Source organism: Escherichia sp. MOD1-EC5990 (genome assembly GCF_002965285.1).
Classification (GTDB): Bacteria; Pseudomonadota; Gammaproteobacteria; order Enterobacterales; family Enterobacteriaceae; genus Escherichia; species Escherichia coli_F.
In genome coordinates this window covers 270,529-290,509 of the sequence record NZ_PTRV01000005.1, presented here as the reverse complement: position 1 = coordinate 290,509, position 19,981 = coordinate 270,529, and the positions used below count along the sequence as shown (strand labels likewise).

General features: G+C 48.1%; 17 protein-coding genes and 1 pseudogene. 8 read left to right on the top strand and 10 right to left on the bottom strand.

The genetic code is table 11. From position 1 onward, the window contains the following. Window position 1: 1 nt before the first annotated feature. Window positions 2-859: a helix-turn-helix domain-containing protein gene (locus tag BEB42_RS08610; RefSeq protein ID WP_123058304.1), complete on the bottom strand. Its 858-nt coding sequence runs from the start codon at window positions 857-859 to the stop codon at window positions 2-4. 248 nt (window positions 860-1,107) lie between these two features. Here BEB42_RS08610 and BEB42_RS08605 point away from each other — a divergent pair, with 248 nt between their 5' ends. After that, window positions 1,108-1,977, top strand: coding sequence for an aldo/keto reductase (locus tag BEB42_RS08605; RefSeq protein ID WP_001353426.1), 870 nt, complete (start codon window positions 1,108-1,110; stop codon window positions 1,975-1,977). A gap of 159 nt (window positions 1,978-2,136) precedes the next feature. Here the strand turns inward: BEB42_RS08605 and rclC are convergent, their stop codons facing one another. The 3 genes from rclC to rclA all read right to left on the bottom strand — a co-directional run bounded on the left by rclC (window position 2,137) and on the right by rclA (window position 4,412). Beyond that, window positions 2,137-2,730 (bottom strand): reactive chlorine species resistance protein RclC, encoded by a 594-nt coding sequence (gene rclC / locus BEB42_RS08600; protein ID WP_001353425.1) that lies wholly within the window; start codon window positions 2,728-2,730, stop codon window positions 2,137-2,139. Window positions 2,731-2,741: 11 nt separating this feature from the next. Then, complete coding sequence (gene rclB, locus BEB42_RS08595) at window positions 2,742-2,978, bottom strand: reactive chlorine resistance periplasmic protein RclB (RefSeq protein WP_000474001.1); 237 nt, start codon at window positions 2,976-2,978, stop codon at window positions 2,742-2,744. 108 nt (window positions 2,979-3,086) lie between these two features. Next, complete coding sequence (gene rclA, locus BEB42_RS08590) at window positions 3,087-4,412, bottom strand: reactive chlorine resistance oxidoreductase RclA (protein WP_001046328.1); 1,326 nt, start codon at window positions 4,410-4,412, stop codon at window positions 3,087-3,089. A 225-nt stretch (window positions 4,413-4,637) separates the two neighbouring features. Here rclA and rclR point away from each other — a divergent pair, with 225 nt between their 5' ends. From rclR to BEB42_RS08570, 4 genes are all read left to right on the top strand, one after another. Next, window positions 4,638-5,492 (top strand): reactive chlorine-specific transcriptional regulator RclR, encoded by an 855-nt coding sequence (gene rclR / locus BEB42_RS08585; protein WP_000339584.1) that lies wholly within the window; start codon window positions 4,638-4,640, stop codon window positions 5,490-5,492. Between the two features lie 517 nt (window positions 5,493-6,009). After that, on the top strand, window positions 6,010-6,729 hold the full coding sequence (locus BEB42_RS08580; RefSeq protein WP_001102126.1) for a (Fe-S)-binding protein: 720 nt from the start codon (window positions 6,010-6,012) through the stop codon (window positions 6,727-6,729). A gap of 10 nt (window positions 6,730-6,739) precedes the next feature. Beyond that, complete coding sequence (locus tag BEB42_RS08575) at window positions 6,740-8,167, top strand: LutB/LldF family L-lactate oxidation iron-sulfur protein (protein ID WP_000023917.1); 1,428 nt, start codon at window positions 6,740-6,742, stop codon at window positions 8,165-8,167. Then, window positions 8,160-8,855 (top strand): LutC/YkgG family protein, encoded by a 696-nt coding sequence (locus BEB42_RS08570; RefSeq protein WP_001353424.1) that lies wholly within the window; start codon window positions 8,160-8,162, stop codon window positions 8,853-8,855. The genes BEB42_RS08575 and BEB42_RS08570 overlap by 8 nt, the downstream gene beginning before the upstream one ends. A 318-nt stretch (window positions 8,856-9,173) precedes the next feature. On the opposite strand, the pseudogene BEB42_RS08555 reads toward BEB42_RS08570, so the two are convergent. The 4 genes and pseudogenes from BEB42_RS08555 to betI form a co-directional block, all read right to left on the bottom strand. Then, a pseudogene (locus tag BEB42_RS08555) lies at window positions 9,174-9,428 on the bottom strand (hypothetical protein); the annotation flags it as partial. 207 nt (window positions 9,429-9,635) lie between these two features. Next, entirely contained in the window at window positions 9,636-11,324 is a 1,689-nt protein-coding gene (gene betA, locus BEB42_RS08550) for a choline dehydrogenase (protein ID WP_001159118.1), read from the bottom strand. Between the two features lie 13 nt (window positions 11,325-11,337). Beyond that, a complete protein-coding gene (gene betB, locus BEB42_RS08545) occupies window positions 11,338-12,810 on the bottom strand; it encodes a betaine-aldehyde dehydrogenase (RefSeq protein WP_000089058.1) in 1,473 nt (490 codons plus the stop codon). 13 nt (window positions 12,811-12,823) lie between these two features. Next, window positions 12,824-13,411 carry a transcriptional regulator BetI gene (gene betI, locus BEB42_RS08540; RefSeq protein ID WP_001353423.1) on the bottom strand — a complete coding sequence of 196 codons (588 nt, stop codon included), beginning with the start codon at window positions 13,409-13,411 and terminating at the stop codon, window positions 12,824-12,826. Between the two features lie 128 nt (window positions 13,412-13,539). On the opposite strand from betI, the gene betT reads away from it, so the two are divergent. Both betT and pdeL read left to right on the top strand, forming a co-directional pair. Then, the gene (gene betT / locus BEB42_RS08530) at window positions 13,540-15,573 is read left to right on the top strand and encodes a choline BCCT transporter BetT (RefSeq protein ID WP_000131063.1); all 2,034 of its coding nucleotides are present in this window, start codon (window positions 13,540-13,542) and stop codon (window positions 15,571-15,573) included. 875 nt (window positions 15,574-16,448) lie between these two features. Next, complete coding sequence (gene pdeL / locus BEB42_RS08520) at window positions 16,449-17,537, top strand: DNA-binding transcriptional activator/c-di-GMP phosphodiesterase PdeL (RefSeq protein ID WP_001305451.1); 1,089 nt, start codon at window positions 16,449-16,451, stop codon at window positions 17,535-17,537. 41 nt (window positions 17,538-17,578) lie between these two features. Here pdeL and BEB42_RS08515 read toward each other — a convergent pair whose 3' ends face one another. Both BEB42_RS08515 and BEB42_RS08510 read right to left on the bottom strand, forming a co-directional pair. Next, complete coding sequence (locus BEB42_RS08515) at window positions 17,579-18,511, bottom strand: LysR substrate-binding domain-containing protein (protein WP_001084405.1); 933 nt, start codon at window positions 18,509-18,511, stop codon at window positions 17,579-17,581. A gap of 91 nt (window positions 18,512-18,602) precedes the next feature. After that, window positions 18,603-19,100, bottom strand: a complete 498-nt coding sequence (locus tag BEB42_RS08510; protein ID WP_001013872.1) for a DUF1097 domain-containing protein — start codon at window positions 19,098-19,100, stop codon at window positions 18,603-18,605. A gap of 257 nt (window positions 19,101-19,357) precedes the next feature. On the opposite strand from BEB42_RS08510, the gene BEB42_RS08500 reads away from it, so the two are divergent. Next, on the top strand, window positions 19,358-19,963 hold the full coding sequence (locus tag BEB42_RS08500; RefSeq protein ID WP_000023646.1) for an ankyrin repeat domain-containing protein: 606 nt from the start codon (window positions 19,358-19,360) through the stop codon (window positions 19,961-19,963). Window positions 19,964-19,981: the final 18 nt, after the last annotated feature.

Below are 19,981 nucleotides of genomic sequence, written 5' to 3'. Positions count from 1 at the left end.
ACTAAACCGGACGAACAGGGATAAATATTTCGCAAACAACATCATTGCTATCCTTTTCTACGAAATCTTCATTGTAATAAAATCGCTCAATATCACTGCCGTTCACTCTGGCTAACCCCTTGGCAGGTAATTCCATCAGATAGAGGTTTCGCGCCCATTCAGGGTAGTGCTCCCACTCACCTTCATAGCGGAAAGAGGCATACAGTCCTCGGTTAATTGTCCACTCTTTCGACATCTCTGAATCGGTTTGTTTGCATACCGTACCGGCAAAAGTTTCAACTGTGAGCAAATCGACCGATTTTGTTGACGGTTCGAACGTGGAGACGAAATAGATATCCGTCTTAAAATTCTTCATACATCTGGCTAAATGATGACGTCGCAGTTTGACTTCTTCATCCGGTGATTTATTCGACACTTCAATATCATATTTAAATGAATTGCCAAAAATAGGTGTCTCAGGAAAGTTGACTAATCTACACTCCGTCTTTTGCTGTTGACGTATTAAAAAAGAAGGGAAGATATTTTCGAGATCCCAATAATCACGGTGGCGGTATTCACGGGGAGAGCAGCCGAATAACTTTTTAAATTCGCGGCTGAATGACTGCTGTGAATCAAAATGCAAAGAGAGTGCAATATCAAGCATAGATTTCGCGGTGAGCCGGACAAGAATGGCGGCACGACAAAGCCTTCGTTTGCGAATGTATTCTCCCAAAGGCACATGCATGAAATTTCGGAACAGAAGCTGGATGTTGCGTCTGCTGTAGCCAGATTTCTGTGCGATATCTTCGATTGAAATAGGGTGCTCAAGATTGCACTCAATCCACTCCAGGAGCTGCTGTAGAATCTTCTGCCTGATCATCACATTCTCCGTTAATTCTTTGTCATATCGCACATTTTCGTTATGCCCTGGGCCCTAAGTGTATCAAAAACAGCAAGGGCGAAGGCAAAAGCACTGGTAGCGTCTGCTTCGTTGTCCCCGAAAATAGAGAGGTTTCAGTCCTACATTATTAATGAATTTTTTGCATAAGTGATATCAAAATCCACATACTAATTTGAGGTTACGTTTTAACGTAGACTCATTGTTCATGCCTAATGGAGGGACTGACAGTGGAATTTTCCGTATTAAGTAACAATCTGAAAATGCCGATGATGGGATTTGGTGTTTTTCAGGTTACCGATAAAAACGTGTGCAAACAGTCAGTGTTGAACGCTATCCGCACGGGTTATCGACTCATCGACACTGCAGCGGTATACGGTAATGAAGATGCCGTCGGTGAAGCCGTTCGTGAAGCTATATCTGAAGGTTTATGTACCCGAGATGAGTTATTTATAACGTCTAAATTGTGGGTGCAGGATATGTTGAATCAGGATACGGCAAAAGCAGGTATTGAAGCGTCATTAAAAAAATCGGGACTAGAATACTTCGACCTCTATTTATTGCACCAGGCTATGCGCGATTATTTCAGTGCGTGGCGTGCACTCGAAGATGCCTATGAAGAGGGCAAATTAAAAGCAATTGGGGTTTCCAATTTCTATCCTCATGTTCTGGCGAACTTTTGTGAAACGGCAAGAGTTAAACCGATGGTCAACCAGGTCGAGTTGCATCCCTATTTTGCCCAACCAGAGGCGCTGGCAACCATGAAGTATTATAACGTGAAGCCTGAAGCATGGGCTCCGTTAGGCGGTGGAAGACATAAACCCTTTGAAAATAATCTGCTTCAGAGTATTGCAGATGCCCATCAAAAATCGATTTCTCAAGTCATTCTGCGTTGGAATATTCAACGGGGAGTGGTCGTTATTCCGAAATCGACACATCAACAGCGTATCGAAGAAAATTTTGCTATCTGGGATTTCTCACTGACAGAGAAAGAAATGGCACAAATTAGTTCGCTTGATTTGGGTTATGTTGGGGAGTCGGTAAAACATTTTAATCCTGAATTTGTTCGTGGTTGTCTTGCTGTAAAAATACATGATTGATATTAATCATGTATTTTACCTGAGACGACAAGAATCTTTTAACAGGGGAGTGATATTGATCTTCACTCTGTCATATCTCCGGTAATATGGCGTCAGGCTTCATCATCAGAAAGGGGGCCTGACGCCTGAAAAAGTGAACAACAGACAGTGTTCGGATTATCAATATTCAGTTTTTAACGTTGAACTGGATTCATTACTGCGTTGTTTAAGAATTTCCCGCGCCGAATCTGCCATTATCATGGCAGCACCTGCCAGCATCAGAGTATCTTTCAATACCAAGCGACCAGCACCGGATAAATAAGGGAAACCATGATGAGCGTCACCCAATGCGGGTACCCATGCCTCCGGGGTGGTGATTAAAAATGAGAGTGTTACCAACGGTGTGGTAAATGCCATCAGCCCTCCCAATAAACCTAACCAGCGATTGACAGGATTAGCCAAAACCAGCAGAGCAATAATCACCTCCACGACGCCAAGACCGTTGGAAAAACCATAGGTATTATTGGCCGATTGCCATGCCCTTGCTTCTGGTTTGTATTCGCCTTCGTGAGTCAGATACTGTTTATAGTCTTCCGGGTGTTCATAAAAGAACGACATTAGTGGACTGTTTGCGACGAATGGTGTAATGCTGTCTGCCTCGTAAGGGACAAACTTTAATAACCCAATCCACATAAAAACAATCGCAATACTCAGACGAATCAATGTCAGGCCAATTTTATCTCCCCGACTTAACAGGTGCAGGTATTTTTCCATTGTGAACATCCTTATTTATACAATACTGCTGTTGCGGTTGAATTATTATCAATTCGCATCGATGTGACTTTCCAGGATGAAGCATTATATTTTCTGGCTATATCAGCAATGGCATCCTCCAGAACTGTCGGTGATGCTGATACTGACGAGACGCTGATATGTTTCAGAATTATTTTATCATCTGCATTGGTGGAAAATGCCATAACGCCAGATAATAGTGTTGCAAATAAAACAGGTTTTTTAAACATATAAAATACCATCAATGAAGTGATTAAGAAGTTATATAATAACAAGGAATTAATAAGATTCTTTTCTCTGAGACGCCAGAATATTTGTCCTGGCGTCTGATTTTGAGTTTATTTGACTAATGAAAATAGATCATTGAGTGATTCGCTCATCGACGGATGAGTAAATATCTGATCGCGTAATATGCTATAAGGCAGCCCGGCATCCATCACCATTTTTACTATATTGATCATCTCGTGGGAGTCAACACACAGCAGTGATGCCCCTAATATACGTTGGGTTTTATTATCAACAATCGCTTTTAATACCCCACGGGTATCGTTCATCACTCTTGCGCGCGGAATTGCAGCTACAGGCAATGTCACCACCTGAATATCTGCACCACTCTCTCTGGCTTGTTCTTCTGTCATACCAACCCTGGACAGTGGCGGTGTCATGAATACGGAATAAGGCACATTTTTCCGATCATCAGTACTACGTCTGCCTTCTCCCAGCAATTCATCACGCACAATGCGGTAATCATCCAGTGAAATGTAAGTAAATTGCAGCCCGCCGGTAACATCTCCCATCGCCCAAATATTGTCTGCGGTGGTATGTAATTGCTTGTCAACGACAATTGCCCCACGTTCGTTTACTGCGATACCTGCATTTTCTGGATGTAACGAAGCGGTAGCCGGTTGACGACCGGAAGCTATTAACAGTGCATCCACCGCCAGTTGGGCGTGATCGCTATGCACTTGCACTTGATTTTCATGGTGATTGATTCGCTCCACATGGGTATTGAGGATAATATCGACGCCCTGATCGCGTAAAATCGTCGCGATATTATCAGCAATATCCCGATCTTCCCGAGGCAAAAACAGCGAAGTTGCCTCTAAAATGGTTACTTTGCTGCCAAAATTAGCGAACATAGAGGCGAACTCAACGCCAATATATCCGCCGCCCAAAATACCTAAATGCCCAGGCAATTCTTTTAGATTAAGTAATCCGGTGCTGTCATATACACCAGGCGTGGTGGTAATTCCAGGAATTGGCGGAACCACGGCTTGTGCACCGGTATTAATAAAAATTTTCTCGCCATGAATCTCCAGATTTCCCCCAGGCCGATGAACACGCAGGCTATGATTATTGATAAACTCCGCCTGGCCGTCGATCACGTCGATATTGGGCATATCCGCAAGATTATGAAAATTCTTATTACGTAAAAAATTAACCACTTCATTTTTACGCTGTATGGCACGGACAAAATCTGTGTGCTGCTGTGCGTCATGAACCAATGTTTTGGTTGGGATACAGCCGATATTAATACAGGTCCCGCCATACATTGCATTTGATTGTTCGATGAGAGCCACACGCCAACCTGCTTTTGCCAGCGTGACGGCTAATGTTTTTCCAGCCTTGCCAAAACCAATAATAACTGCCTGATATTTATTCATGATGATTTCCTGTCGAAACGCGTTCATTTGACATCATGACTATAGACGCAAAAGAGCAATTAACATTTCTTCACAACGCTTGATATTTTGTCTTATCGTCTGGTATTTTCTTTTTCTTAATCAGAATCACAAAACAAAAATCATGATTAACCATTTGATGGTATTAGATTAATTATTGTCTAAGATTGTTGGTGTTTGTAATCAAAAACCACTCAGGAGTCTGATATGGATGCCCTTAGCCGTTTGTTGATGCTTAACGCTCCACAAGGAACGATCGATAAGAATTGCGTGTTAGGAAGTGACTGGCAGCTTCCACATGGTGCCGGGGAATTATCGGTTATTCGTTGGCATGCGTTAACGCAAGGAGCGGCGAAGCTGGAAATGCCGACGGGGGAGATTTTTACATTACGCCCGGGAAATGTGGTCCTGCTACCACAAAATTCAGCTCATCGCCTGAGTCATGTCGATAATGAATCGACCTGTATTGTCTGCGGCACTCTTCGGCTGCAACATTCGGCGCGTTATTTTTTAACGTCTTTGCCGGAAACGCTGTTTTTAGCACCGGTTAACCACAGCGTGGAATATAACTGGCTGAGGGAGGCGATCCCGTTTTTACAACAGGAGTCCAAATCGGCAATGCCGGGAGTGGATGCACTGTGTAGCCAGATCTGCGCTACATTCTTTACCCTCGCGGTGCGTGAGTGGATTGCACAGGTTAATACTGAGAAAAACATTCTCAGTTTGCTTCTGCATCCACGTCTTGGTGCGGTAATACAGCAAATGCTGGAAATGCCAGGACACGCCTGGACCGTCGAATCGCTGGCCAGCATCGCCCACATGTCCCGGGCAAGTTTTGCCCAGCTTTTCCGTGATGTTTCCGGAACCACGCCGCTGGCTGTATTAACAAAGTTGCGTCTACAAATAGCGGCCCAGATGTTTTCCCGGGAAACGTTCCCTGTTGTGGTGATTGCTGAGTCAGTAGGCTATGCCAGTGAATCATCTTTTCACAAGGCGTTTGTCCGCGAGTTTGGTTGTACCCCGGGAGAATATCGGGAAAGGGTCAGACAGCTTGCACCCTGAATAAAACCGCCAGGAATCGGAGCAAAGATAATCAGCATTCCGGGTGTTGTGAGCCTTTCAACTATTTCTATTTCCAACAGTGTTTTATATGTTTTTTTGAAGAATGCTGGCCCAGTATCTAAATAAAAACGCAAACTAAATTGCTTTAATTAAATAAAATACCGACTATTACTTGATACCTGATTATTGCCGGTGATTTTGTTAGTACACCATCATTGTATATCTCAACAACCCCTGAATAAGTAGCTCTGAATAGGTATAAGGGATGTGGCCTTTTTAAATGAATTTCTTATGCCAAAAATGATCGTCGATTTCCCTATAAAATGTGAGCGATGCCGAAAGAAATAAAATTAGTTATTGCATTTGAAGTTTGGATGAAAGATTATCATTTGTCATACAAATGAGGGGTGGTATGTTGCTAGCCAATTAAAAAAGAACGCCATATTTATTGATGATTGATCCCCTGGTGGGGGGAACCATCGGGCATAAATGGGCATGAAGTAATGGAGTATTAGTTGTGAATGTCAATTTCTTTGTCACCTGTATTGGTGACGCCCTGAAATCAAGAATGGCACGAGACTCCGTGCTGCTACTGGAAAAACTCGGCTGTCGCGTAAATTTCCCGGAGAAACAGGGATGCTGCGGTCAGCCTGCGATCAATAGTGGTTATATCAAAGAAGCGATTCCAGGGATGAAAAATCTGATCGCCGCACTGGAGGATAACGACGATCCCATTATTTCACCGGCTGGCTCCTGTACCTATGCCGTAAAAAGTTACCCAACGTATCTGGCGGATGAGCCTGAATGGGCATCACGTGCCGAAAAGGTTGCCGCGCGTATGCAGGATCTCACCTCTTTTATTGTTAATACATTAGGGGTAGTCGATGTAGGTGCCAGTTTGCAAGGGAGAGCGGTGTATCACCCATCTTGTAGCCTGGCCCGTAAGCTGGGGGTGAAGGACGAGCCACTTACGCTGCTGAAAAATGTGCGTGGACTGGAGCTGTTGACCTTTGCTGAACAGGATACCTGCTGCGGATTTGGCGGCACGTTCTCGGTCAAAATGGCCGAAATATCCGGCGAGATGGTGAAAGAAAAGGTTGTGCACCTGATGGAAGTCCGCCCTGAGTATTTAATTGGTGCTGACGTGAGTTGCCTGCTAAACATCAGTGGACGATTACAACGGGAAGGGCAGAAAGTCAAAGTGATGCATATTGCTGAAGTGCTGATGAGCCGCTGAGGATATAAAGATGTCGATCAAAACCAGTAATACAGATTTTAAGACACGCATCCGTCAGCAAATTGAAGATCCGATCATGCGCAAAGCGGTGGCAAACGCGCAGCAGCGTATTGGGGCAAATCGGCAAAAAATGGTCGATGAATTGGGGCACTGGGAGGAGTGGCGCGATCGGGCCGCCCAGATACGTGATCATGTTCTGAGTAATCTCGACGCTTATCTGTACCAGCTCTCTGAAAAAGTGACGCAAAACGGCGGTCACGTCTATTTTGCAAAAACTAAAGAAGACGCCACCCGCTACATTTTACAGGTCGCCCAACGCAAAAATGCCCGGAAGGTGGTGAAATCTAAATCGATGGTGACCGAAGAGATTGGTGTCAATCATGTGTTGCAGGATGCTGGTATTCAGGTGATTGAAACCGATCTGGGTGAATACATTCTCCAGCTGGATCAAGATCCGCCCTCTCATGTTGTGGTCCCGGCAATTCATAAAGATCGCCATCAGATCCGTCGAGTGCTACACGAACGTCTGGGTTATGAGGGGCCGGAAACGCCTGAAGCGATGACCTTATTCATTCGGCAAAAAATCCGCGAAGATTTCCTCAGTGCTGAAATAGGTATTACCGGCTGTAATTTCGCGGTGGCAGAGACCGGTTCGGTATGCCTGGTGACCAATGAAGGTAATGCGCGAATGTGTACCACGCTGCCTAAAACGCATATTGCCGTGATGGGAATGGAGCGTATTGCCCCCACGTTTGCCGAGGTAGATGTATTGATCACCATGCTGGCGCGCAGTGCCGTTGGTGCACGTTTGACGGGATACAACACCTGGCTGACAGGACCGCGCGAAGCGGGGCACGTTGATGGTCCTGAAGAGTTTCATCTGGTTATTGTCGATAACGGGCGTTCTGAGGTGCTGGCCTCTGAATTTCGGGATGTGCTGCGTTGTATTCGCTGCGGAGCCTGTATGAATACCTGTCCGGCATATCGCCATATTGGCGGTCATGGATATGGTTCTATTTATCCTGGGCCAATTGGTGCGGTGATTTCCCCGTTACTTGGCGGCTATGAAGATTTTAAAGATTTACCCTACGCTTGCTCTTTATGTACGGCTTGTGACAGCGTGTGTCCGGTGCGTATTCCTCTGTCAAAACTGATTTTGCGTCATCGTCGGGTGATGGCTGAAAAAGGGATCACCGCAAAAGCAGAGCAACGGGCGATAAAAATGTTCGCTTATGCCAATAGTCATCCAGGATTGTGGAAAGTCGGGATGATGGCTGGTGCTCATGCGGCAAGCTGGTTTATCAATGGCGGCAAAACACCACTCAAATTTGGCGCGATTAGCGACTGGATGGAAGCACGCGATCTTCCTGAAGCTGACGGAGAGAGTTTCCGTAGTTGGTTTAAGAAACATCAGGCGCAGGAGAAAAAGAATGGATAATCGGAGCGAATTTTTGAATAACGTTGCTCAGGCACTGGGTCGCCCGCAGCGACTTGAACCGCAAGCAGAAGATGCGCCGCTTAACAACTATGCTAACGAGCGGCTTACCGAACTTAACCAACAGCAGCGCTGTGACGCGTTTATCCAGTTTGCCAGCGATGTTATGTTGACGCGCTGTGAACTGACCAGCGAGGCGAAGGCGGCAGAAGCTGCAATATGTCTGTGTAAAGAGCTGGGAGAGCAGTCGGTCGTGATTAGCGGTGACACGAGGCTGGAGGAGTTGGGGATTAGCGAACGTTTGCAGCAGGAATGCAATGCCGTTGTTTGGGATCCGGCGAAAGGTATTGAGAACATATCACAAGCAGAGCAGGCTAAAGTTGGCGTAGTGTATGCTGAATATGGTTTAACCGAATCGGGAGGCGTGGTTCTTTTTTCCGCCGCCGGGCGCGGGCGTTCATTGAGCCTGCTCCCGGAATCTTCTCTTTTTATCCTGCGTAAAAGCACAATCCTGCCGCGTGTAGCGCAACTCGCAGAAAAATTGCATCAGAAAGCGCAGGCCGGTGAACGAATGCCGTCATGTATTAACATCATCAGTGGTCCCAGTTCAACGGCGGACATTGAGCTTATCAAAGTCGTCGGGGTTCATGGTCCGGTGAAAGCGGTGTATCTGATTATTGAGGATTGCTGAGAGAGATATGAAGTCTGGACATAAACCTGAAGGCGGTATACGAGGTTGTGAATAGCGTTAAGGACAACCTGACTTAACCCCGTTCCGTCATGGTTATGCTCCTCTTCTGTAAATATCCTGACATTAATAATGCCAGGATATTTACAGTGAAAAAGACAGGAATCCTTTCCTGAAGACGGGCTCCCTTCCCGGTCATTGTCACTTCAGCTTTATACAGGCACTCTCTGTCAGAATGCTGTTTATTACTGCCCAGAGTTTTGTTTGTATTCATCTACCATTTTTTTGACAAGGCAATTTTTAGCATTAGTACTGGTCTAAAAAACTCGTAATTCGCTGAATAACATCTTCAGTCATTGTGGTCTGACAGGCAAAGTTATTATTGCTATCACAGCTTACAAGTATGCCTGATGTTGTGTGGTTTATTTTTAGGCTGTAACTCAGCTTTATATTGTCTTTATTGATGTACAGAAATAATAGCACCATTGTCATACAAACAGCTATAATAAACAGAATAACACGAATCTTTTTCTTCAGATAAAATAAAATTTCAATCAGATCGATATCCTGTTTGATTTGTCACTCATAATATATCCAGAAAATGAAATCTGTCGCAGATAAGCTTGAATTAATAGTCTGTATCAGGAATATTCTGGTAAAAACATCAGCAAAAAACCAGCATCATGAATACTGGATATGAAGCATGAGAGTTACCTATGTTTTTTATATAAGGATTCGGTCCTTATCGTAGAACGGTAACTCTCAAGCTTATAAGTTCCTGCGTTAGTTCAAATCGCGATTCAGTTTTTTCGCTCTTACTGGCATCCCATTCGCCACAAAATACGCCGCCAGACTTCTGGACAACGCTTCTCGTCCGCGAATTATATCCGCCATTTTCTCGCCAATCATAATGGTCGTGGCGTTCAGATTGCCGGTGATAATCTGCGGCATAATTGACGCATCGACTACGCGTAATCCTTCCAGCCCGTGCACGCGGCCTTCGCCATCCACAACGGACATCTCGTCGTACCCCATTTTGCACGTACCGCATGGGTGGAAGGCGGTTTCGGCGTGATTACGCACGAACTCATCGAGCTGCTCATCTGTCTGGCATTCCGCGCCGGGGCTGATTTCGCGGCCACGGTATTGATCCAGCGCCGGTTGATGCATGATCTCGCGGGTGATGCGAATCGCGTCGCGGAACTCCTGCCAGTCCTGTTCGTGCGACATGTAGTTAAACAAAATCGCCGGATGCTGGTGCGGGTCGCGGGATTTAATCCGCACATGCCCACGGCTTGGCGAGCGCATCGATCCGACATGGCACTGGAAGCCGTGCTCTTTCACTGCGTTCGAGCCGTTATAGTTAATCGCCACTGGCAGGAAATGGTACTGAATATTCGGCCACGCAAATTCCTCACGGCTGCGAATAAATCCGCCTGCTTCAAAGTGGTTGCTGGCACCCACGCCGGTGCCGCCAAACAGCCACTCCGCACCGATTTTCGGCTGATTCCACCACTGCAGGGCAGGGTAGAGGGAAACCGGTTCTTTGCACTCGTATTGCAGGTACATCTCCAGATGATCCTGAAGATTTTCGCCCACGCCGGGCAAATCATGCACCAGCGGAATATCAAATTCGGCCAGCAGTTCAGCGTTGCCGACGCCGGAGCGTTGCAGGATTTGTGGTGAGGCAATCGCGCCTGCACATAACAGCACTTCTTTGTTGGCCGTTGCGCGGGTTGGGATGGTGCTGTCGCCTTCCAGCCACTCGACGCCTACCGCGCGTTTGCCGTCAAAGATAATGTGATCGGTCATGGCGTGAGTTCGAATAGTCAGGTTCGGGCGCGATTTAGCCTGATCGAGATAACCCCGCGCGGTGCTGGCGCGACGGCCCTGCGGCGTGACGGTGCGGTCCATCGGGCCGAAACCTTCCTGCTGATAACCGTTAAGGTCTTCTGTGCGCGGATAGCCCGCCTGCACGCCCGCCTCAATCATCGCTTCAAACAGCGGATTGACACCCGGTTTTGAGGTGGTCACGCTTACCGGGCCATCAGCGCCGTGGTAGTCGTTCTCGCCCACATCGCGCGTCTCGGCCTTGCGGTAGTAGGGCAGGCAGTCGAGGTAGCTCCAGTTCTCCAGACCGGGTTCTTTCGCCCAGTTATCGAGATCCAGCGCGTTACCACGGATGTAACACATGCCGTTGATCAATGATGATCCACCAAGCCCCTTACCGCGTCCGCACTCCATGCGACGGTTGTTCATAAACGGTTCCGGCTCGGTCTCATACGCCCAGTTATAGCGTTTACCCTGTAGCGGGAACGCCAGCGCAGCGGGCATTTGGGTACGGAAGTCAAAGCGATAGTCCGGGCCGCCCGCTTCAAGCAGCAGCACGGTAGTGTTCGGATCTTCAGTCAGACGTGTCGCGAGGACGTTGCCGGCAGAGCCGGCGCCAATAATGATGTAGTCAAATTGCAAATAAACCTCCTGGTTAGAATATGGACTGGAATTTAGCCATCTCAACCTGGATGGACTTCACCTGGGTATAACTCTGGAGCGTCATCACGCCGTTCTCACGGCCAATGCCGGAGTGTTTGTAACCGCCAACGGGCATCTCCGCCGGGGATTCTCCCCAGGTGTTGATCCAGCAAATGCCGGCTTCCAGCTGATGAATGACGCGATGCGCGCGGTTCAGATCCGCCGTGACGATACCCGCCGCCAGACCGTAGTCGGTATCATTGGCGCGGCGAATCACTTCGTCTTCAGACTCATACGTGAGGAGCGACATCACCGGGCCGAAGATCTCTTCGCGCACGATAGTCATTTCGTCGCAGCAATCGGTGAATACGGTCGGAGCAACCCATGCGCCGTTATCGAAGCCATCACCCTTCAGCACATCGCCGCCGCAGAGCACCCGAGCACCTTCCTCTTTGCCTTTGGCGATATAGCGCAGCACGTTATCGCGATGCGGGAAGCTGACCAGCGGGCCGAAGTTAGTTTGCGGATCGAAAACGTCGCCCGCGCGAATGCGTTCAACGCGCGCCAGTATTTTCTGCTCAAACGCGGCTTTGTATTTCGCCGGAATAAACACGCGGGTGCCATTGGTACACACCTGACCGGAGCTAAAGAAGTTCGCCATCATGGCGATATCGGCGGCGAGATCGAGGTCTGCATCGTCGAAAACGATCAGCGGCGATTTACCGCCCAGCTCCATGGTCACCTCTTTCAGGGAAGAGGCCGCCGCGTTAGCCATCACCTTTTTGCCGCTGGCGACGCCGCCGGTAAACGACACTTTGGCGATGCCCGGATGCTCGGTCAGATACTGCCCGGTTTCCGCACCTACGCCCGGCAACACGTTAAATACGCCGTCCGGCAGGCCCGCTTCGCTGTAGATTTCAGCCAGCTTTAACGCGGTAAGCGGGGTGACTTCGCTCGGTTTGAAAATCATCGCGTTGCCTGCCGCCAGCGCCGGTGCGGATTTCCACAAGGCAATCTGGATCGGGTAGTTCCATGCGCCAATCCCTGCCACTACGCCCAGCGGTTCGCGGCGGGTATAAACAAATGACGTCTCACGCAATGGGATCTGGCTGCCTTCCAGCGACGGGAGCAGCCCGGCGTAGTACTCGAGCACGTCCGCGCCGGTAACGATATCGACGGTTGAGGTTTCTGAATACGCTTTTCCGGTGTCGAGGGTTTCCAGTTTAGCGAGTTCGTCATTGCATTCGCGCAGAATATCAACGGCTCGACGCAGAATGCGCGAGCGTTCCATGGCGGTCATCGCCGCCCAGATTTTTTGCCCTTGTTGGGCACTCTTCACGGCGCGATCGACATCTTCGCGCCCGGCGGCCTGCACGGTCGCCAGCACGTTACCGTTGGCCGGGTTAATGGTCTCGAAGGTGCGACCGCTGGTGGCGGAGGTATAACCACCATGTATATAAAGCTGCTGTTCTGCCATTCGGGACATCACGTCTCCTCGGTTAATCGGTGGGTAAATGCTGAGTGATAAAGTGGCGGGTGAGCGAGTGTGCGAGAGATTTATTCAGCGGTTTACCGCTCAATGCCGCGCGCAGCCATAAACCGTCAATCAGCGCGGCCAGGCCATAACCTGCCTCCTGTGCCTCTTTGCGCGGTAACTCGCGGTGAAATTCGCTCACCAGATTCGACAACAATCGGCGGCTGCTCACCTGCTGCAAACGGTAAAGCATCGGCTGATGCATACTGCTGGCCCAAAACGCCAGCCAGGCTTTCATCGCAGCATTACTGACCTGAGTCTCATCGAAATTTCCGTCAACAATCGCCTGTAATCGCTGCTCAGGGCTGCCATCCGGTAGCGCGTGTAAGCGGTTCAAGACCGCGTCACGCAGCTGGCTGGTGATATCACGCATGGTTGCTTCCAGCAGACCATTTTTATCTTTGAAATAGTGGCTAATGATCCCGGTGGAAACGCCCGCCCGGCGGGCGATCTGCGCGATCGTCGCATCGTGCATACCTACTTCATTTATTGCTTCCAGCGTGGCGTCGATCAGTTGTCTGCGCCGGATCGACTGCATCCCCAATTTGGGCATTTTTGCCACTCCATTCATCAGCGTTGTTTATACATTAAAGCCGTTATTGATTGGACGTTCAATATAAAATGTGTCTTAATTGTTACTAATTTGATTTTAAATGGTAACAATAACAGTGGGGATACTGGATGACAGACCTTTCGCACAGCAGGGAAAAGGACAAAATCAATCCGGTGGTGTTTTACACCTCCGCCGGACTGATTTTGTTGTTTTCCCTGACAACGATCCTGTTTCGCGACTTCTCGGCCCTGTGGATTGGCCGCACGCTGGACTGGGTTTCTAAAACCTTCGGTTGGTACTATCTGCTGGCGGCAACGCTCTATATTGTCTTTGTGGTCTGCATCGCTTGTTCGCGTTTTGGTTCGGTGAAGCTCGGGCCTGAACAATCCAAACCGGAATTCAGTCTACTGAGCTGGGCGGCGATGCTGTTCGCTGCCGGGATTGGTATTGATCTGATGTTCTTCTCCGTTGCTGAGCCGGTCACGCAGTATATGCAGCCGCCGGAAGGGGCAGGGCAGACGATGGAAGCGGCGCGTCAGGCGATGGTCTGGACGCTGTTTCACTACGGCTTAACCGGCTGGTCGATGTATGCGCTGATGGGCATGGCGCTCGGATACTTCAGCTATCGTTATAATTTGCCGCTCACGATCCGCTCGGCGCTGTATCCGATTTTCGGTAAACGGATCAACGGGCCGATTGGTCACTCGGTGGATATTGCAGCGGTGATCGGCACCATCTTCGGGATTGCCACCACGCTCGGCATTGGCGTGGTGCAGCTTAACTATGGCCTGAGCGTACTGTTTGATATCCCGGATTCAATGGCGGCGAAAGCGGCGCTGATCGCGCTGTCGGTAATCATCGCGACTATCTCGGTGACTTCCGGTGTCGACAAAGGCATTCGCGTATTGTCTGAACTCAATGTCGCACTGGCGCTGGGGTTGATCCTGTTCGTGCTGTTTATGGGCGACACCTCGTTCCTGCTTAATGCGCTGGTGCTGAACGTTGGCGATTACGTTAACCGCTTTATGGGCATGACGCTCAACAGTTTCGCCTTTGACCGCCCGGTTGAGTGGATGAATAACTGGACGCTCTTTTTCTGGGCATGGTGGGTAGCCTGGTCGCCGTTTGTCGGCCTGTTCCTGGCGCGTATCTCGCGTGGACGCACCATTCGCCAGTTCGTGCTGGGCACGTTGATTATTCCGTTTACCTTCACGCTGTTATGGCTCTCGGTATTCGGCAATAGCGCGCTGTATGAAATCATCCACGGCGGCGCGGCATTTGCCGAGGAAGCGATGGTCCATCCGGAGCGCGGCTTCTACAGCCTGCTGGCGCAGTATCCGGCGTTTACCTTTAGCGCCTCGGTTGCCACCATTACTGGCCTGCTGTTTTATGTGACCTCGGCGGACTCCGGCGCGCTGGTGCTGGGGAATTTCACCTCGCAGCTTAAAGATATCAACAGCGACGCCCCCGGCTGGCTGCGCGTCTTCTGGTCGGTGGCGATTGGTCTGCTGACGCTTGGCATGCTGATGACCAACGGGATATCCGCGCTGCAAAACACCACGGTAATCATGGGGCTGCCGTTCAGCTTTGTGATTTTCTTCGTGATGGCGGGATTGTATAAATCTCTGAAGGTAGAAGATTACCGCCGTGAAAGTGCCAACCGTGATACCGCGCCGCGACCGCTGGGGCTTCAGGATCGCCTGAGCTGGAAAAAACGTCTCTCGCGCCTGATGAATTATCCGGGCACGCGTTACACCAAACAGATGATGGAGACGGTCTGTTACCCGGCAATGGAAGAAGTGGCGCAGGAGCTGCGGTTGCGCGGCGCGTACGTGGAGCTAAAAAGCCTGCCGCCGGAAGAGGGACAACAGTTAGGGCATCTGGATTTGCTGGTGCATATGGGTGAAGAGCAAAACTTTGTCTATCAGATTTGGCCACAGCAATATTCGGTGCCGGGCTTTACCTACCGCGCACGTAGCGGGAAATCGACCTATTACCGGCTGGAAACCTTCCTGTTAGAAGGCAGCCAGGGTAACGACCTGATGGACTACAGCAAAGAGCAGGTGATCACCGATATTCTCGATCAGTACGAGCGGCACCTAAACTTTATCCATCTCCATCGTGAAGCGCCGGGTAATAGCGTAATGTTCCCGGACGCGTGATTGTTATTGCATAAAACCGCGCCATGTCTGCATATGGCGTGGTTTCTCTTACCTCTTGATACGTTATATCTGTACAGTTAAGCCCTTAGTATCGATTGATGATTGCCAGGCAACAGATAATAAAAAAGAAAAGAACTATTGAAGCCCAAACACTACGTTTGGACTGTTGTGAATGTTCAATAAGCTTAGTCTTATTTAATGTAAATATTGGTGCTAATTTGAAATGACGCTTTATTCATGGGGAACGCATAGCGCAAATCAACTAAAATCAATGTAACTGTTTGTTGTTTAAGGTTTAATTGTTTGTGTCTGATATTTTATTGATTGTTTTAAATATTGTTTTTATTGTCATTGTTATAATGTTGGCTATCTATTGCTGAATGGATTCAGTCTTAAAAAGCAGGTTGTTAAGGGATTGGCATAGAGTAATGACGTGTATGCATAACCAACATCTTTACTCATTATGTCATTGAATGTTGACGCTATGTGTTTATGAGGTTGAGGTATTTTCAGTTGATCTGGATTGTTAAATTCATATAATGCGCCTTTACTCATGAATGGGCGTCAATACGTAGTGGGAAATTATAAATATCGAAATAGTCCAACTACTTCTTTATTACCAAAAATGAGTATCTGAATTTTAATATTGCATTCTTGCGTGATTATCTCCTGAGTTTGACTTGTGATTACCTTTTTAAGGTATTTAGCGTAACTGTTTTTGAGCGAGCATCAGAGGTAAAGATAATCTTCTTGATAGTGATGTGGGATGTTATACGTATGGCATCGCTAATGTTTATGGTTACCCCTTATGTGTGCTCAGGAATCCACAGGTAATCACTCATACTGAACAGCGATAAAAGATAAAAGGTGTGTTCATGAATTCATGTGATTTTCGTGTTTTTCTGCAAGAGTTCGGTACAACGGTTCATTTGTCATTGCCTGGTAGCGTATCCGAGAAAGAACGACTGCTACTCAAGCTGCTGATGCAGGGAATGTCTGTAACAGAAATATCACAGTACAGAAATCGCAGTGCAAAGACCATTTCACATCAAAAGAAACAGCTCTTTGAGAAACTGGGGATTCAGAGCGATATTACTTTCTGGCGGGATATTTTCTTTCAGTACAATCCGGAGATCATATCCGCCACGGGTAATAATAGTCACAAATATATTAATGATAATCACTATCACCATATCGTCACGCCTGAAGCCATCAGTCTGGCGTTGGAAAATCACGAATTCAAACCGTGGATCCAACCGGTTTTCTGCGCGCAGACTGGGGTACTGACGGGCTGTGAAGTGCTTGTCCGCTGGGAACATCCGCAAACGGGAATTATCCCACCGGATCAGTTTATTCCTCTGGCGGAGTCATCCGGTCTTATTGTCATAATGACTCGCCAGCTGATGAAACAGACTGCGGATATTCTGATGCCAGTAAAACATTTGCTGCCGGATAATTTCCATATTGGAATCAACGTCTCGGCAGGATGTTTTTTGGCCGCAGGATTTGAAAAAGAGTGTCTGAACCTGGTCAAGAAATTAGGTAACGATAAAATCAAGCTGGTTCTTGAGCTAACGGAACGCAACCCCATTCCGGTAACGCCAGAAGCCAGAGCGATATTTGACAGCCTTCATCAGCATAACATTACCTTTGCGCTGGATGACTTTGGTACGGGTTATGCGACCTATCGTTATCTGCAGGCGTTTCCGGTCGATTTTATTAAAATTGACAAGTCGTTTGTGCAAATGGCGAGTGTTGACGAAATCTCCGGTCATATTGTGGACAATATTGTCGAACTGGCGCGTAAGCCTGGTCTGAGTATCGTGGCGGAAGGGGTAGAAACCCAGGAGCAGGCGGATTTAATGATCGGCAAAGGCGTTCACTTTTTGCAGGGCTATTTGTACTCTCCGCCAGTACCGGGTAATAAATTTATCTCTGAATGGGTAATGAAAGCAGGTGGTTGATGTAAACCGCTATTCACAGCGCATCGGGAGGTTGGCAGCGATTAATTCTCCCGATGCAGTAAATCCTGATAGATCCCCGTTAATATGCCATTTGGCGAAAATTGTTTTTTAATCCACTGCGTCACCTGACCGGTGGCAGAGTGCTGGGTCGCCAGTAACATGCGTGAATCCTGGCGCGGATTATGGATTTGTCGGGTAACCAGCAGGGATTGCGCCATCGCCTCACGGACCATGTAATCCGGCAAAAAACCAATTCCTTCGCCTAAAATCTGGCACTGACATTTGGTGTTGAAATCTGGCACCAGAATCGACTCCTGCCCATGCAGCAACCAGCCCACTTTTTTATTAATCGTATGCGCGGTGTCTTCCACCATGATATTGGGGTAGAGACGTAGCTGACTTTCAGCGATCGGCTCTGGCACAAAGGCTAACGGGTGATCCGGGGCGATAGCAAAAGCCCAGCGAATCGCGCCAATCTCCGTGTAATCAATGCCGCCGCCGTCCAGCAGCGTGTCGGGTGCGCCGATAGCGATATTCGCCTGATTATTAATAATCGCATCCCAGACGCCATTATACACTTCGGTGGTGACGGTAATCTGGCAGGTTGGAAATTGCTTTTTCAGTACCTGTAATAAGCGTGCGGTGTGTTTGGGCGTATAAAGCAGCTGGTTAATACAAATGCGAACCCGTGCTTCAATGCCCTGCGAAATAGTATCAATGCTGCGTTTGATGGCGTGAAAATCATTCAGCAGGTCGGTAGCTTTGCGGAAAAAATAACGCCCGGACTCGGTTAACTCAATACTGCGGGTGTTACGGGTGAACAGCACCACATCCAGCCCCGTTTCCATTCGCTTGATGGTGTAGCTAATGGCGGAAGTGGTTAAACCCAACTCGTCTGCCGCTTTACTGAAGCTGCTAAAACGCGCAGCGGTAGTAAACGCCAACAGGTTTTCTTCGGTGAAAATTGAGTTCATTAAACCATTCCCGCCATTATCTAATTTGAATTTCTCCAGTCATGACTGTAGAGGTATCGGTTAAAGATAGATAATCATTTTTGAATAACTTTTAATACCCGTCGCGTTTAGTCGTCGCTTCGCTTAATTTTTGTCCGCCATATTCTGAAATTATTCCCACGCAGTTACCCGCCAGAAAACCCAGTAATGTCACCGTCCAGTTCATCCCGCTGGCAAAAAATAGCGTCATGCCGAGAAAGCCTCCGGGAATAAAAGACAGTAAACCGAAACGTCCTTGCCAGACCACCACCGCCGAGAAGGGTACAGTCATAATCACGCTCGCCCAGAAGCCGGAAATCCCACTCACCGAGGCTAGCCAACCGGAAGCCAGCGCGGCGAAAAACGCCCACACCATCCCGGAGTAATTAACCGCCAGGCTCTTGATAAACCCCGATTTACCGCCGCCTGCGGCATAAAAACTGCAAAAGGCGACAAAGCCAATGGTTCCTAATAATTCCCATCCCTGAGAGAGCCCGACATGTGAAGACACTAACTGCCAAAGCCCTGCACAAATACCGACGGTGACACCCGTTGCCGTGAGTCCGTTCATCTTGTTCCCCTCTGGTTAGACATGGACGAAAGCTACTCTTACATGTGCAGACTATAGAGAAATAAAACCTGATTGAGTGAAAGGGTATCGGGTCAAAGAAACAAATATTGCACTACCGCACACTGCGAAAAGATTGTTGAACATCATTCAACAAAAAGGCGAAATACGGCGAATTAAATTTAAGCGGGTTCTTTTATCAGATTATCGTTGCTATTCTCAATTCATCGAAAACAGCCACAAATACCAGGGGAATGTGAATGAGTATAAAAAATCTACCTGCCGATTATTTATTGGCTGCACAACAGGGTGATATCGATAAAGTAAAAACCTGCCTTGCGCTGGGTGTCGATATTAATACCTGCGATCGCCAGGGGAAAACGGCAATTACGCTGGCAAGTTTATATCAGCAATATGCTTGCGTTCAGGCGTTAATTGATGCCGGTGCGGATATTAATAAACAAGACCAGACCTGTTTAAATCCTTTTTTAATGAGCTGCCTGAACGGTGATTTAACGCTACTACGAATTATTTTACCGGCTAAACCAGACCTTAATTGTGTAACCCGTTTCGGCGGTGTCGGCCTGACGCCTGCCTGTGAAAAAGGCCATTTAAGTATTGTAAAAGAGCTTTTGGCGCATACGGATATTAACGTTAACCAGACCAACCATGTTGGCTGGACGCCGCTACTGGAAGCGATTGTGCTTAACGATGGTGGGATTAAACAGCAGGCGATTGTCCAGTTATTGCTGGAGCACGGTGCCAGCCCGCATCTGACCGATAAATATGGTAAAACGCCGCTGGAACTGGCGCGGGAACGAGGCTTTGAAGAGATTGCGCAGTTACTGATTGCCGCAGGTGCATAAACCGGGAGGCTTGCTATC

Excerpts from the sequence above, each read along its gene's own strand:
- BEB42_RS08500 (WP_000023646.1), top strand. The coding sequence starts at position 19,358 with ATGAGTATAAAAAATCTACCTGCCGATTATTTATTGGCTGCACAACAG.
- BEB42_RS08510 (WP_001013872.1), bottom strand. The coding sequence starts at position 19,100 with ATGAACGGACTCACGGCAACGGGTGTCACCGTCGGTATTTGTGCAGGG.
- BEB42_RS08610 (WP_123058304.1), bottom strand. The coding sequence starts at position 859 with ATGATCAGGCAGAAGATTCTACAGCAGCTCCTGGAGTGGATTGAGTGC.
- betB (WP_000089058.1), bottom strand. The coding sequence starts at position 12,810 with ATGTCCCGAATGGCAGAACAGCAGCTTTATATACATGGTGGTTATACC.
- rclC (WP_001353425.1), bottom strand. The coding sequence starts at position 2,730 with ATGGAAAAATACCTGCACCTGTTAAGTCGGGGAGATAAAATTGGCCTG.
- rclA (WP_001046328.1), bottom strand. The coding sequence starts at position 4,412 with ATGAATAAATATCAGGCAGTTATTATTGGTTTTGGCAAGGCTGGAAAA.
- betI (WP_001353423.1), bottom strand. The coding sequence starts at position 13,411 with ATGCCCAAATTGGGGATGCAGTCGATCCGGCGCAGACAACTGATCGAC.
- pdeL (WP_001305451.1), top strand. The coding sequence starts at position 16,449 with ATGAATTCATGTGATTTTCGTGTTTTTCTGCAAGAGTTCGGTACAACG.
- rclB (WP_000474001.1), bottom strand. The coding sequence starts at position 2,978 with ATGTTTAAAAAACCTGTTTTATTTGCAACACTATTATCTGGCGTTATG.
- betT (WP_000131063.1), top strand. The coding sequence starts at position 13,540 with ATGACAGACCTTTCGCACAGCAGGGAAAAGGACAAAATCAATCCGGTG.
- BEB42_RS08515 (WP_001084405.1), bottom strand. The coding sequence starts at position 18,511 with ATGAACTCAATTTTCACCGAAGAAAACCTGTTGGCGTTTACTACCGCT.
- rclR (WP_000339584.1), top strand. The coding sequence starts at position 4,638 with ATGGATGCCCTTAGCCGTTTGTTGATGCTTAACGCTCCACAAGGAACG.
- BEB42_RS08570 (WP_001353424.1), top strand. The coding sequence starts at position 8,160 with ATGGATAATCGGAGCGAATTTTTGAATAACGTTGCTCAGGCACTGGGT.
- BEB42_RS08575 (WP_000023917.1), top strand. The coding sequence starts at position 6,740 with ATGTCGATCAAAACCAGTAATACAGATTTTAAGACACGCATCCGTCAG.